Origin of the sequence: Microbacterium hibisci (assembly GCF_015278255.1) — a bacterium.
Taxonomy (GTDB): Bacteria; Actinomycetota; Actinomycetes; order Actinomycetales; family Microbacteriaceae; genus Microbacterium; species Microbacterium hibisci.
Window position 1 is genome coordinate 82,691 of the sequence record NZ_JADIJC010000010.1, and the last position, 12,861, is coordinate 95,551.

General features: G+C 69.2%; 11 protein-coding genes. 8 read left to right on the plus strand and 3 right to left on the minus strand.

Features of this window, described 5'->3' with window-relative positions; genetic code table 11:
• Nucleotides 1-35 precede the first annotated feature (35 nt).
• Genes IM770_RS16315 through IM770_RS16325 form a run of 3 tightly spaced genes read left to right on the plus strand, consistent with a single transcriptional unit; the run spans nt 36 to nt 3,177 of the window.
• Nucleotides 36-1,322, plus strand: coding sequence for an ABC transporter substrate-binding protein (locus IM770_RS16315; protein WP_203582214.1), 1,287 nt, complete (start codon nt 36-38; stop codon nt 1,320-1,322).
• A 2-nt stretch (nt 1,323-1,324) separates the two neighbouring features.
• Nucleotides 1,325-2,260 carry a carbohydrate ABC transporter permease gene (locus tag IM770_RS16320; RefSeq protein WP_203582215.1) on the plus strand — a complete coding sequence of 312 codons (936 nt, stop codon included), beginning with the start codon at nt 1,325-1,327 and terminating at the stop codon, nt 2,258-2,260.
• Nucleotides 2,260-3,177 (plus strand): carbohydrate ABC transporter permease, encoded by a 918-nt coding sequence (locus IM770_RS16325; protein ID WP_203582216.1) that lies wholly within the window; start codon nt 2,260-2,262, stop codon nt 3,175-3,177. The genes IM770_RS16320 and IM770_RS16325 overlap by 1 nt, the downstream gene beginning before the upstream one ends.
• A gap of 153 nt (nt 3,178-3,330) precedes the next feature.
• Here IM770_RS16325 and IM770_RS16330 read toward each other — a convergent pair whose 3' ends face one another.
• Nucleotides 3,331-4,824, minus strand: a complete 1,494-nt coding sequence (locus IM770_RS16330; RefSeq protein WP_203582217.1) for a carboxylesterase/lipase family protein — start codon at nt 4,822-4,824, stop codon at nt 3,331-3,333.
• 132 nt (nt 4,825-4,956) lie between these two features.
• Here IM770_RS16330 and IM770_RS16335 point away from each other — a divergent pair, with 132 nt between their 5' ends.
• Together IM770_RS16335 and IM770_RS16340 are read left to right on the plus strand one after the other, a co-directional pair.
• On the plus strand, nt 4,957-6,135 hold the full coding sequence (locus IM770_RS16335; RefSeq protein ID WP_203582218.1) for an acyltransferase family protein: 1,179 nt from the start codon (nt 4,957-4,959) through the stop codon (nt 6,133-6,135).
• 185 nt (nt 6,136-6,320) lie between these two features.
• Entirely contained in the window at nt 6,321-7,556 is a 1,236-nt protein-coding gene (locus tag IM770_RS16340; protein ID WP_239066343.1) for an oxygenase MpaB family protein, read from the plus strand.
• Between the two features lie 63 nt (nt 7,557-7,619).
• Here IM770_RS16340 and IM770_RS16345 read toward each other — a convergent pair whose 3' ends face one another.
• Nucleotides 7,620-8,585, minus strand: a complete 966-nt coding sequence (locus IM770_RS16345; RefSeq protein ID WP_203582220.1) for a helix-turn-helix transcriptional regulator — start codon at nt 8,583-8,585, stop codon at nt 7,620-7,622.
• A gap of 71 nt (nt 8,586-8,656) precedes the next feature.
• Between IM770_RS16345 and IM770_RS16350 the strand changes: the two genes are divergently transcribed.
• Nucleotides 8,657-9,799: an epoxide hydrolase family protein gene (locus IM770_RS16350; RefSeq protein ID WP_203582221.1), complete on the plus strand. Its 1,143-nt coding sequence runs from the start codon at nt 8,657-8,659 to the stop codon at nt 9,797-9,799.
• Between the two features lie 161 nt (nt 9,800-9,960).
• A complete protein-coding gene (locus IM770_RS16355; protein WP_203582222.1) occupies nt 9,961-10,983 on the plus strand; it encodes an isopenicillin N synthase family dioxygenase in 1,023 nt (340 codons plus the stop codon).
• Between the two features lie 94 nt (nt 10,984-11,077).
• Here the strand turns inward: IM770_RS16355 and rpsO are convergent, their stop codons facing one another.
• Complete coding sequence (gene rpsO, locus IM770_RS16360; protein WP_005048780.1) at nt 11,078-11,347, minus strand: 30S ribosomal protein S15; 270 nt, start codon at nt 11,345-11,347, stop codon at nt 11,078-11,080.
• A 185-nt stretch (nt 11,348-11,532) separates the two neighbouring features.
• On the opposite strand from rpsO, the gene IM770_RS16365 reads away from it, so the two are divergent.
• Nucleotides 11,533-12,840: an MFS transporter gene (locus IM770_RS16365; protein ID WP_203582223.1), complete on the plus strand. Its 1,308-nt coding sequence runs from the start codon at nt 11,533-11,535 to the stop codon at nt 12,838-12,840.
• The last annotated feature ends 21 nt before the right edge of the window (nt 12,841-12,861 follow it).

Genomic DNA, 12,861 nt, shown 5'->3' on the forward strand with positions numbered 1-12,861 from the left:
CTTCAGACCCACCCCCACGCGCAAGGAGGCGCACCATGAGAACCACTCAACGACGATGGACCCGACCGCTCGCGGTCGTCGCCGTCGCCGCCGCAGCCGTCGCCGTCGGCGGCTGTGCCCAGAATCCCGCGGACGGGGTGACCACCCTCAACTTCTTCCAGTTCAAGGGCGAGGCGCTCGAGGACTTCAACCGGATCATCGCGGACTTCGAGGCCGAGAACCCCGACATCAGGGTGGTGCAGAACCAGGTGGCCGATGCCGACACGGCGATCCGGACGCTGCTGGTGAAGGACCGCGTCCCCGATGTGATCACCCTCAACGCCAACGGCAACTTCGGCAGGCTCGCCCAGGCCGGTGTGTTCTACGACTTCTCGGATGAGCCGGTGCTCGAGACGATCAACCCGGCCGTGCAGGAGATCCTGGCCGACCTCGGGACGTACGGCGACGAGGTGAACGGCCTCGGCTACGTCAACAACGCCAACGGCGTCATCTACAACCAGGACATCTTCGAGCAGCAGGGCCTGGAGGTCCCCCAGACCTGGGACGAGTTCATCGCGGTGTGCGACGCGCTGGTCGAGGCCGGCATCCAGCCGTTCTACGGCACGCTCGCGGACTCGTGGACCGGCATCCCGTCGTGGAACGCCCTCGGCGCGTATCCCGCGCAGGACGACTTCTTCGACAAGATGCGCGAAGAGGGCGAGAACGTCGGACCCGACTCCGAGGTGTCGTTCGAGAAGGACTTCGCCGAGGCGATGGACCGTCAGTACGAGCTGTTCTCGTACATGCAGGAGGGGTATCGGGGCAGAACCTACGACGACGGCAACGCGGCGTTCGCGCGCGGCGAGTCCGCCATGCTCCTGCAGGGCATCTGGGCGACCAACCCGATCAAGCAGGTGAACCCCGACATCCGGATGGGGATCTTCCCGTACCCCGCCGACGAGCCCGATGAGAGCCTGCTCGTCTCGGGGGTGGACGTCGTCTTCACTCTCGGCAAGGACAACCCGAAGCACGATGCGGCGATGCGGTTCATCGAGTACGTGTTCCAGCCCGAGGTGATCGAGCAGTTCGCCGCGTCGCAGAACATGGTGCCCTCCGTCGAGGGAGCCGAGCTCAGCGACGACCCCGCACTGCAGTCGGTGCGGCCGTACTTCGAGGACCGGCGGATCACGGGCTTCATCGACCACCAGATCCCGCCGGCCATCCCGCTGATCCCCACCGATCAGCAGTTCCTCTTCGACGGCGACGCCGAGAAGGCGCTCCAGACCCTCGACCGCGAGTGGGCCAAGGTGGCCGCCCGCACGATCCCCGTGACGGGAGAATGACAATGGCGACTCTCACCGAAGCCGTCCGGTCCACATCGGCCGGCACCGCCCGCAAGCGGGCGACCCGCACGCGCAGCGACTCCTCGCGCGCTCTGCCCGCGTACTACTGGATGGTGTGGCCCGCGGTCATCGCGTTCGCCGCGTTCCACACCCTCCCCGTCGTGGTGGGCATCTTCTTCAGCTTCACGAACTACGCGGGCTACGGCGCCTGGAACTTCGTGGGGCTGTCGAACTACGTCAACCTCTTCAAAGACGATCGCGTGCTGCAGGCCTACGGGTTCTCGTTCCTGTTCGCGATCGTCGCGACGATCCTGACGAACCTCATCTCGCTCGCGATCGCACTGGGTCTCAACGCGAAGATCAAGGCGCGCAACTTCTGGCGCGGCGTGTACTTCGTGCCGTACATCCTCGCGATCCTGGTCATCGGCTACGTGTTCCAGTTCTTCTTCTCGAACTCGCTGCCGAAGATCCTGTCGGGAATCCCGCTGTTCCGCGACAACATCCTCACCAGCGAGACGTGGGCCTGGACGGCGATCGTGACGCTGGCGGTCTGGCAGGCGTGCGCGTTCGCGATCATCATCTATCTGTCGGGGCTGCAGACGATCCCGGCCGAGCTCTACGAGGCGTCATCGCTCGACGGCGCGTCGCCCTGGCGGCAGTTCCGGTCGATCACCTTCCCGCTCATCGGCGCGTTCTTCACGATCAACGTGGTGCTGAGCCTCAAGGGGTTCCTGCAGGTCTTCGACCCCATCGTCGCCCTCACCAACGGCGGGCCGGGGACGTCGACCGAATCGGTGACGCTGCTCATCTTCCGGGGCGGCTTCTCGGGCGGCGAGTTCGCCTACCAGACGGCGAACGCGGTGATCTTCTTCATCGTGATCACGGTCGTCTCCCTCTTCCAGTTCCGGGTCCTTCAGCGCAGAGAGGCCGATTTCTGATGACCACCATGACCAACACCGCGACTCAGCTCGAGCAGGAGGCAGACGCCGTCGCGGCGAACGGCCGCCGCAAGCGCCGCAGCGAGCCCGACGACGACACCCGCAAGACCAACTGGTGGGCGACCGCCCTCATCGCGGTGTGCTCGCTCACCGTGCTGATCCCGCTGTATCTGGCCGTCGTCGTCGCCCTGAAGACGCCCGATCAGCTCACGCAGGGCACCGGCTTCGAGCTGCCGAACCCGATCCGCTGGGAGAACTTCGCCGACGCGTGGGTGCGCACGAGCTTCCCGCAGGCGCTCCTGAACACGGCGATCATCACCGTCGGCTCGGTGGTGTTCACGCTGCTGACGAGTTCGATCGTGGCGTACGCGCTCGCGCGCAACATCCACCGGCCGTTCTTCAAGGGCGTGTTCTTCTACCTTCTGGCGGCGCTGTTCATCCCGTTCCCGATCATCATGCTGCCGCTGGTGAAGCAGACCTCGCTCCTCGGTCTCGACAACCAGGCCGGCATGATCATCCTGTACACGATCTACGGCCTGTCGCTGAACATCTTCATCTACACGGCGTACATCCGATCGATCCCGATCGAGCTCGAGGAGGCCGCCCGCGTGGACGGCGCGTCGACGTGGCGGGTGTTCTGGCAGGTGATCTTCCCGCTGCTCATGCCGATGAACGCGACGGTCGGCATCCTGACGTGCGTGTGGGCGTGGAACGACTTCATCATGCCGCTGGTGGTGCTGACCGAGCCCTCCGCACGGACCCTGTCGCTCGCGCAGTACGTGTTCCAGGGGCAGTTCAACACCGACTACACGGTGGCCTTCGCGTCGTACCTGATGGCGATGGCGCCGCTGCTCATCGTGTACATCTTCAGCCAGCGATGGGTGATCTCGGGCGTCACCCGGGGCTCCATCAAGTGAGTGCGGGGACGGATGCCGGAGCCCCCGGCATCCGTCCCGTCACCGCGCGCCGGCGAAGAGCCGCAGCGTGTCGCGCGCGAGCCGATGCGGCGTCGTCTCGCACGGCGCATGGCCGGTCTCGGAGACCGCATCCTCGCCATGGCGCCCGTCGGACTACGTCCGGGGCAGCCCGTCGAGCTCGTCCTGGCGCGGCGCGTAGTCGATGTGGCCGCCGTCGGCGTCGAACGCCTGCACCGGCCGGCGCGCCGACCAGGCCTCCCATCCGGGGTCGCCGTCGACGATGAACGCGACCCACGCCCCGTGCATGGCATCGGCGAGCGCCTGCGGACCGTCGGGACCGCCCATCGCGACGGCATCGGGCGCCTCCAAGCGGTCGAAGACGAACCCGAGCTCCATGCCGTGCGCCGCGCCGAGCCGATCCACGGGGCTTCGCCAGCGGAACTCGTACACCCACGTCGGCGCCCCGGCGGCCGCCCGGCTGTCGGCGAAGCGCACGATCGGCCCGCGGAGGAGCATGTCGCCGACGACCTCCCCGAGGATCTCGCCGGGTGTCGCCTCCGGCCGGCGCGACCGGTGTGCGCGCACAATGCGGGCGGGCACGCGCGCGAAGCGCCGTGCGACGGCGAGGGTGAGCGCCGTGGCGCGATCCACCGCGCCGGTGGGCACCAGCCACAGCCGGTACTCCTCGCTCGTGGAGCCGATGAGCACCGGGATGTCGCGCCCCGCGCCGTCGATCAGCGCGTCGAGCGGGTTGCGGGGCACGGCATCGCCGCCGATGGCGAGCGCCACGGCCGGGCTTCGGCCGAGCGGAGAGCCGCTGCCGGCGGCGATGGCGGTCTGCTCGGCGACGAGCGCGTGCGCGTCGGCGGCGGCGAAGGCGGCCTTCGTCGGCGCGATCTTCAGCCGCCGCGCGACCTCGCGCGTCATCCGGCCCGCCTTCTTCGCCGGCTGCGCCGTGAGCGGCCCCGACTGGAGGATCGCGCGGTCGAACAGCTCCTTCGCCTGGGGAAGGGCGAGCAGGGCCGTGAGCGTGTTGGCCCCGGCCGAGTGGCCCATGACGGTCACGCGCGCAGGGTCCCCGCCGAACGCCGCGATCTCACGGCGGACCCAGCGCAGCGCGGCTTCCTGATCGCTCACGCCGAGATTTCGCGGCACGTCGTCGAGGACCGCGAAGCCCTCCTGCCCGAGCCGGTACTGGATCGACACGTAGACGATGCCGTGGCGCGCGAACCTCTCTCCGTCGTACGCCGGAAGTGCCGCGGCCCCGCGGGTGAGGGCGCCGCCGTGTACGAACACCAGGACCGGGAGGGCGGCTCCTGCGGGACGGTCCGATGGCGTCCACACGTTGACGGTGAGGATGTCGTCGCCGGCGATCTCGACCGTCGGGAGGTATTTCGCGACGTGGGCGCCGTACGGCTGCTGCGGAGCGGTCGGGCCGAAGGCCGAGCCATCCCGCTCGCCCTCCCATGCGGGGGCGGACGCGGGTGCGCGAAAGCGGCGCTCGCCGACGGGCGGCGCTGCGTACGGGATGCCCAGGAAGCGGTCGAGGGCGCCGTCCCGAGTGCCGCGGATGCGTCCGGTGCTCACGGTGACGACGGGAGCCCCGGAGGTGTCCTCGGCGAGAGCGTCGGTCGCGGCATCCGTCATCGCACGTCTCCTTCTGAGCCGCGTCGTCGGCACGCTCGCACTCAGATTCGAGCAGCGCGCGTCCCGGTGTCAAGCGACACCGGGGAAAGGCGCGCGCGGATAGTGTGGTGTGCGCCCCGGCGAGAGGTGACGATGACCGGCAGCAGCGTTCCGCCCACGGCGACCACCACCCCGACGGGGTCGGTCGCCCGCGCGAAACGGCGCACGCCGTTCTGGGACAACGCGCGCTTCGCCTGCATCGTGCTCGTCGTGCTCGGGCATGCCGTGCAGCGGCTGACGTACGACTCCGACATCGCGCTGAGCCTCTACCTCGTCATCTACGCGTTCCACATGCCCGCCTTCGCGATCATCTCGGGCTACTTCTCCAAGTCGGACGCCCCGACCCGCACGCAGATGGCGCGCGTGATCACCGACATCCTGGTGCCGTACGTCGTGTTCGAGGGCCTGTGGACGCTGACCAAGTGGATCGTGGAGGGGCAGGCGAACCCCAACCTGACGCAGCCCTCGTGGACGCTGTGGTTCCTGCTCGCCCTCGGGATCTTCCGCGTCGTGCTCCCGTACCTCGCGCTCCTGCGCTGGCCGCTCGTCTGGACCGTCGTGATCTCCATCGGCGCGGGCTACCTGCCCAACATCGACTCGACCTTCTCGCTCTCGCGCACGCTGGGTCTGCTGCCATTCTTCACGCTCGGATGGTGGCTGCGCGAGCACGACATCGTCTCGCGCCTGCGACTGCTCGACCGGCGCCCGTGGTGGGTCTGGGCGTCGGGTCTGGCGGCCTTCGCGGTCGCCGCGTGGGCGGCCTGGTTCTTCGTCGACGAGTGGCGTGCGATGAACCTGCGCGAGTGGCTCTTCTACGACGAGAACTACGCCTCGATCGGCGGCACGCAGTGGTGGGCGGGCGGCGTCCGCCTCGCGCTGATGATCGTCGCGGTCGTGCTGTCGACCGCCTTCTTCGCACTGCTCCCCCGCGAGACCCACTGGTGGACCCACTTCGGCCAGTACACGATGTACGTCTACCTGCTGCACTCGTTCGTGCTCTACCCGTTCCGCGAGAGCGGACTGCTGCGCAATGCCGAGCCGACGTGGCTGTGGCTGCCGCTGGTCATCGTGGGCTCGGTGCTGGTCGCACTGGGACTGGCGACCCGTCCGGTGCGAAGGGTATTCCGGCCGCTCATCGAGCCCCGCCCCGCGTGGCTGTTCGCAGACGGCGGCCTCGCCCGCCGCGAGGGACGGCGCAACGATCCCACCGGATCCCGTCGTCCACGGGAGCAGGTGCGCGTGCCGCGGCCCGACCCGCGGCAGAACGGCTGACCCGCTCGATCCTGCCCCGCACGCCGCTCCTGACGAAGGGGTTGCGCGATCTCGCGCATCGCCATATGTTAACGGCGAATCACATCAGTCCTGGATGGGCTGAGCGCAACGGAGCACGTCGAAGGTGACGTGGCGGCCGGGGTCGGCCCATCCCTTTTTCGGGAAGAAGGCGGCAAGTGACCGACATGAACAGACGTTCCGTGCTGACTCTCGGCGCGGCGCTCGGCCTCGCGGGCGCGGTGGTGCCCAAGGCCGCGTCAGCGACGACCGGCGTGGCCGCCCAGCGCGAATGGACGTGGGCCCCGAGCCAGTCCATCGTCGGGGCCGGGAGCGGCGTCGACCCGCAGTGGGTCTGGGACGACGAGATCGACGGCATCATCGCGAACATGATCGACGCGGGCCAGACCGCACAGGTGAACGCCGCGATGGACGGCTGGGTCAACAACTGGCAGCCGATCCCCTCGGGATTGCCCCCGGAGGTCTCGGGATGGCTCAACGGCCACAAGCAGCTGCCGCCGTGGGCCGACATGACCAAGCTCCGGCGGGCGGCGGACTTCAACCGCCGCAAGGACACCTACCTGTTCATGATCTACGGAGTGGGCGGCGGCATCATGTCGACGGTGATCCCGCGCGAGGCCCGATCGGTCTATCACTCGAAGGGCGGTGCGGACATGCAGGACCGCGCCGCGAAGACGTTCTCGTTCGGCTACGACCTCAGCGACATCAATGCGTTCGAGAACACCGGCGAGTTCATCGTCACCGCCAACCGCACGCGCATGGTGCACGCCGCCGTCCGTCATCTGCTCCCCCAGTCGCCGCACTGGCAGGCGAGCGGCCACGACGAGCAGATCCCCATCTCGAACCACGACATCCTGGTGACGTTCCACAGCACGGGGACGTTCGCGCACCAGAAGCTCAAGGAGTGGAAGGTGCCGATGTCACGGGCGGACGAGGAGGCGTTCCTGCACTCTTGGCAGGTCGCACTGCACTTCCTGGGAGTCAAGGACGAGTACATCCCCGCGAGCTGGGATGCCGCTCACGCGCAGGCCGCGCAGATCCTGACGCCGATCCTCGCACCGACGACCGAGGGCAAGTATCTCGCCGAGGTGCTCCTCGGACTCGTCGCACAGGTCGACCTCGGCCTCACGCGCGGGTTCCTCAACGAGTTCGTTCGCTACCAGCTCGGCAACGAGGTGGGCGACTGGCTCGGCCTCAAGCGCGATTACGTGTCGGCGGCGACGATCCGGGTGGGCTGGCCCTCGTACATCCTGTTCCGCGAAGGCCTCATTCCCGTGATGCCGGTGAACTTCTACCTGTTCGACCAGCTGCTGCGCGCGATCGCCATGGCCTTCCTCAACCGCGGAGCATCGGGTTTGACGACCCCGATCACGATCCCGGACATGAACCGCCCGACCCCCTGACGGACGGCGCGCTCGACGGGTCCCGGCTGCTGCCGGGGCCCGTCACGCGCCCACGGAAGCGGATCACTCCCGCACGCCGGGCCGCGCCGCGCGCGTGTAGACGTCCGCGAGGTGAAGCAGATGCGGCACGAGCTCGGCGGGCGAGTCGACGGTGAAGTCCATCCCGAGCATGCCGATGTACGCCGCGATGGTCTCGAGGCTGTCGGCGCCGGTGACGAGCACCGAGGTGGCCGGGTCGACGGCCTCGACCACTCCGACCGTGGGATTGATGCGCGCGATGACGCGCTCCGCCGGAGCGGCGATCCGCAGCCGGGCGTGCACCTTCCAGCCGCCGGCGGCGATCGACCGGAGTGCGAACGCCGTGAAGTCTCCGCCGGGCACCGGCATCGGCTCGAAGGGTCGCCGCGTGGGCATCCGAGGCTCGATCCAATCCAGGCGGAACGTCTCCCAGGCACCCGAATCAGGATCGCGCGCCACCAGATACCAGCGCCGCTGCCAGCTGAGGAGGCGGTACGGCTCCACCCGTCGGGGCGTGCCGCGATCCTCGAATCGCAGCCACTCCCGGTCGTGGACGGCCTGCGCGACGGCGCTCAGCACGTGCGGCTCGACCTCGGGGTCGGGCGCATCCGTCCCGATGTTCTCCGGGCCGCTGTCCACCGTCGTCGCAACCGCATCGACCGTCGGCCGGAGGCGCTCGGGCAGCACCTGCAGCAGCTTCGCGAGGGCGCGTGAGCCCGCTTCGTCGACGCCCGCCACTCCCCGGGCGACCCTCAGCCCGATCGCGACCGCGACGGCTTCCTCGTCGTCGAGGAGCAGCGGCGGCAGCTTGCCCCCGGCCGCGAGGCGATACGAACCGGTGCGTCCGCGCTCGGCCTCGACGGGGTACCCCAACGATCGCAGTCTCTCCACGTCGTTGCGGATCGTGCGCACCGACACACCGAGCCGCGCCGCCAGCTCCGGACCCGGCCAGCGCGGGCGGCTCTGCAGCAGGGCGAGGAGCGCGAGCATCCGGGCGGAGGTCTCTGCCATCGAAAACCCACTTCAGGACAAAAAGGAAAACAGGAACATACCTTGCCTGTTTCGACCGTAACGTCGGAGACATGAGCAACACAACCACCCACGCCACCGGCATCCGCGCCTTCCGCATCGACATTCCGCAGGCCGAGCTCGACGATCTCGCCGACCGCCTCGCCCGCACCCGCCTCCCGCAGCCCGCCCCGGCCGACGACTGGGAGTCGGGCACGCCCAACGGCTACCTCGCCGAAGCGGTCGCCCGCTGGCGCGACGGCTTCGACTGGCGGGCCGTCGAGGCGCGCATGAACGAGTTCCCGCATTTCACCACCGAGATCGACGGCCAGACGATCCACTTCCTCCACGTCCGGTCGCCGCACGAGGGCGCGACGCCGCTGATCCTCGCCCACACCTACCCGGGCTCCTTCGTCGACTATCTCGACATGATCGAGCCCCTGGTCGACCCCGTCGCCCACGGCGGCCGCGCCGAGGACGCGTTCGACGTCGTCGTGCCCGACGCGCCGGGCTTCGGCTTCAGCCAGCCGGTGACGGAGACCGGCTGGACCGTCGGGCGTGTCGCGGCCGCCTACGACACCCTGATGCGCCGCCTCGGCTACGAGTCGTACGGCATCCACGGCAGCGACAACGGCGCCATGGTCGCACGCGAACTCGGGCTGCTCGATCCGGAGGGGTTCCTCGGTCTGCACGTTCTGCAGCTCTTCTCGTTCCCGTCCGGAGACCCGGCGGAGTTCGAGAAGCTCCAGCCGCAGGACTACGCGGGACTCGAGCACATGCAGTGGTTCCAGTCGGTCGGCGCCTACAACACGATGAACGCCGCGCGCCCGCAGACGATCGCCGCCGCACTGTCGGACTCCCCCGTCGGCCACCTCGCCTACGCCGAGCTCTTCAACTCCTTCGGAAACGGCACTGCGCTCGTGCCGCTCGATGCGATCCTCACCGAGGTGAGCGTCGCGTGGTTCGCGAACGCGTCGGCCGGCATGAGCCGCGCCTACCGCGACAACGCGCTCGCAGCCGCCGAACCGCGCGTGAGCGACGCGCGCACCGGCGTCGCCGTCTTCAAGGACGACTTCCAGACGATCAAGGTGTTCGCCGAGCGCGACAACTCGAACATCGTGCACTGGAGCCGCTTCGAACGCGGCGGCCACTACGCAGCGCTCGAGGTGCCCGAGCTCGTCGTCGGCGACATCCGCACGTTCTTCGCTCGACCCTGACCCCCGCGAGGAACCTCGAGAGGGTATGTTCCCGCACACCGGGTGTGCGGGAACATACCCGTTCGCGCTTCCGGCCCGGCGGGGCGGGGGCCGGACGGCGGGGGCGGGAAACCTGGGGCAACAATCGAGCGGATGCCGCGGCATCCGCCTACTCTCACAGCATGACCGAGCTGAACCTGCCGATCCTCGACCTCTCCCGGCTCGACGCGGGACCGGAGGCCGCCGCGCGGTTCCGCGACGACCTGCGCGCCGCGACCCACGACGTCGGCTTCTTCTACCTGACCGGCACCGGGATCTCGCCCGAGCTCGAAGCGCGCCTGCACCGCGCCGCGCGCGACTTCTTCGCCCTCCCCGAGGCCGACAAGCTCGCCATCGAGAACGTCAACAGCCCGCACTTCCGCGGCTACACCCGCGTCGGCGGCGAGCGCACGCAGGGCAAGGTCGACTGGCGCGAGCAGATCGACATCGGGCCGGAGCGCGAAGCCGTGACCGAGCCCGAGGCGCCCGACTTCTCGCGGCTCATCGGCCCGAACCTCTGGCCCGAGGCGCAGCCCGAGCTGCGCGAGGTCGTCTCGGAGTGGCACGACCATCTGTCGGGCGTCGCGCGCAAGCTGCTGCGCGCCTGGGCGCTGTCGCTCGGCGCTCCCGAGAACTACTTCGACGAGCACTTCGGCGAGCCCTCGACCCTGATCAAGATCGTCCGCTACCCCGGCAAGGAAGACCCGACGCCGCAGCAGGGCGTCGGCGCACACAAGGACTCCGGCGTCCTGACACTGCTGTGGGTCGAGCCCGGCAAGGGCGGGCTGCAGGTCGAGCGCGACGGAGAGTGGGTCGATGCCCCGCCGGTGCCGGGCGCGTTCGTCGTCAACATCGGCGAGCTGCTCGAGTACGCGACGCAGGGCTACCTCATCGCGACGAAGCACCGCGTGATCTCCCCGCGCTACCCCGACGACCGCATCTCGGTGCCGTTCTTCTTCAACCCGGCCCTCGACAAGCGCCTGCCGCTCATCGAGCTCCCAGCCGAGCTCGCCGCGCAGGCGCGCGGCGTCACGCAGGATCCGACGAACCCGATCCACGCGCTCTACGGCGAGAACGCGCTGAAGTCGCGCCTGCGCGCGCACCCCGACGTCGCCGAGATCCACCACGCCGACCTGGTCGCAGCACGGGCGTCCGCCGCGGGTTAGGCCGCGGCATCCGCCGGGCACGAAGAAGGCCTCCCCACACCGTGGGGAGGCCTTCACAAGAATGTTTTGCGCGATTGAACGCTGGGTCGATGCCTTATCGACGGAGACCGAGGCGCTCGATGAGCGAGCGGTAACGGTTGATGTCGATGTCCTGGAGGTAGCCCAGGAGACGGCGGCGCTGACCGACGAGCAGGAACAGCCCACGACGCGAGTGGTGGTCGTGCTTGTGCTCCTTGAGGTGCTCGGTGAGGTCCTTGATGCGCTGCGTCAGCATCGCGACCTGCACCTCGGGGGATCCGGTGTCACCGGGGTGCGTCGCGTACTCTTCGATGATCGCCTTCTTGACGTCTGCTTCCAGTGCCATAGGTGATCCCCTCTCTGCTTGTTGCGCGGTGCCCGTCACCCGATGTGCGAGCTCTCTTTCTCCGCGGCCGATCCAACGGCAACCTGAAGAGTCTACCAGCGAACGGATGCCGCGGCGAACTGCGCGTCGCCCGCGCGCGGTTAGGCTCAGACGGTGAAGTGCACGGTGCGGGTCGGGATCGTCGAGTGACCACGGAGCATCGCAGCCACTTCATCGATCTGCGGCCGTTCCGTGCAAGCCCTGCGTTCGCGCGCATGTGGATCGGGTCCACCCTCGCCGGCCTCGGCGGGCAGCTGACCATCGTCGCGATCATGCTGCAGATGTACGACCTCACCGGGTCGACGTTCGCGGTGTCGATGATCGCGGTCGCGGGTCTCGTGCCGATGATCATCGCGGGCATCTACGGCGGCATGCTCGCCGACGCCTTCGACAGGCGCGCGGTCGCGCTCATCGCGGCCACCGTCACCTTCGGGTCCACGGCGCTGCTGGCCGCTCTCACCTGGGCCGAGCTCGAGACCGTGTGGTGGCTGTACGCGCTCAGCATCGTGAACTCCGCGGCCAACTCGATCGTGCTCGCCACCCGGCAGGCGATCGTGCCGCGGCTCCTCCCCCGCGAGCTGCTGGCCGCGGCATCCGCTCTCGGGGGCATCACCGTCGGCATCATGGTGATGGCGGGGCCTGCGCTGGCGGGCCTCCTCGTCGCCTTCACCGGGTATGCCTGGACGTACACGCTCGACGTCGTGCTCATGACGTCGCTGTTCCTCGGCCTGTGGACTCTGCCGAGGCTGCGCCCCGAGGGCGCCATCGTGCGGCCGGGGCTTGAGTCGCTGCGGGACGGCTGGGGCTTCCTCCGCCGCGCGTCGAACATCCGCCTGCAGTTCATCCTCGACATCATCGCCATGACGTTCGGCCAGCCGCTGTCGCTGTTCCCCGCGATCGGCGCGGTGCTGCTGGGCGGCGGGCCGATCACGACAGGAGTGCTCACGGCGTCGGTCGCCGCCGGCGCGTTCGCCTCGAGCCTCTTCTCGGGCCGGGTGGGAGGCATCCGTCGTCAGGGCCTCGGCATCGAGCGGGCGATCGTGGTCTACGGGGCCGCCATCGCCGCGCTCGGACTGGTGCTCGGCGCGGCGGCGCTGGGGTGGTTCGCGCCCGAGGGCGTCGACGCCGACACGCCCAATATCTTGCTGATCGCGCTGGCGTGCGTCGTGCTCGCCGTGTCGGGGGCGGCCGACAACGTGAGCTCGATCTTCCGCAACACGATGGTCCAGGCTGCGGTGCCCGACGCGATCCGCGGCCGCCTGCAGGGCGTCTTCATCGTCGTGGTCGCGGGCGGCCCCCGCCTGGGCGCGCTGTACGCCGGCACCCTGGCGACGCTCACCGCACTCTGGTTCCCGCCGCTCCTCGGCGGCTTCGTGATCATCGCGCTGGTCGCCACGCTCGTCCGGCTGAGCCCCCGGTTCCGCGCCTACGACGCCGAGCACCCGGTGCCGTAGCCGAAGCGTCGCACATCGGCG

Coding starts and splice junctions, on each gene's coding strand:
- IM770_RS16340 (WP_239066343.1), top strand. CDS start 6,321: ATGAACAGACGTTCCGTGCTGACTCTCGGCGCGGCGCTCGGCCTCGCG.
- IM770_RS16355 (WP_203582222.1), top strand. CDS start 9,961: ATGACCGAGCTGAACCTGCCGATCCTCGACCTCTCCCGGCTCGACGCG.
- IM770_RS16335 (WP_203582218.1), top strand. CDS start 4,957: ATGACCGGCAGCAGCGTTCCGCCCACGGCGACCACCACCCCGACGGGG.
- IM770_RS16330 (WP_203582217.1), bottom strand. CDS start 4,824: ATGACGGATGCCGCGACCGACGCTCTCGCCGAGGACACCTCCGGGGCT.
- IM770_RS16315 (WP_203582214.1), top strand. CDS start 36: ATGAGAACCACTCAACGACGATGGACCCGACCGCTCGCGGTCGTCGCC.
- IM770_RS16350 (WP_203582221.1), top strand. CDS start 8,657: ATGAGCAACACAACCACCCACGCCACCGGCATCCGCGCCTTCCGCATC.
- IM770_RS16325 (WP_203582216.1), top strand. CDS start 2,260: ATGACCACCATGACCAACACCGCGACTCAGCTCGAGCAGGAGGCAGAC.
- IM770_RS16345 (WP_203582220.1), bottom strand. CDS start 8,585: ATGGCAGAGACCTCCGCCCGGATGCTCGCGCTCCTCGCCCTGCTGCAG.
- rpsO (WP_005048780.1), bottom strand. CDS start 11,347: ATGGCACTGGAAGCAGACGTCAAGAAGGCGATCATCGAAGAGTACGCG.
- IM770_RS16320 (WP_203582215.1), top strand. CDS start 1,325: ATGGCGACTCTCACCGAAGCCGTCCGGTCCACATCGGCCGGCACCGCC.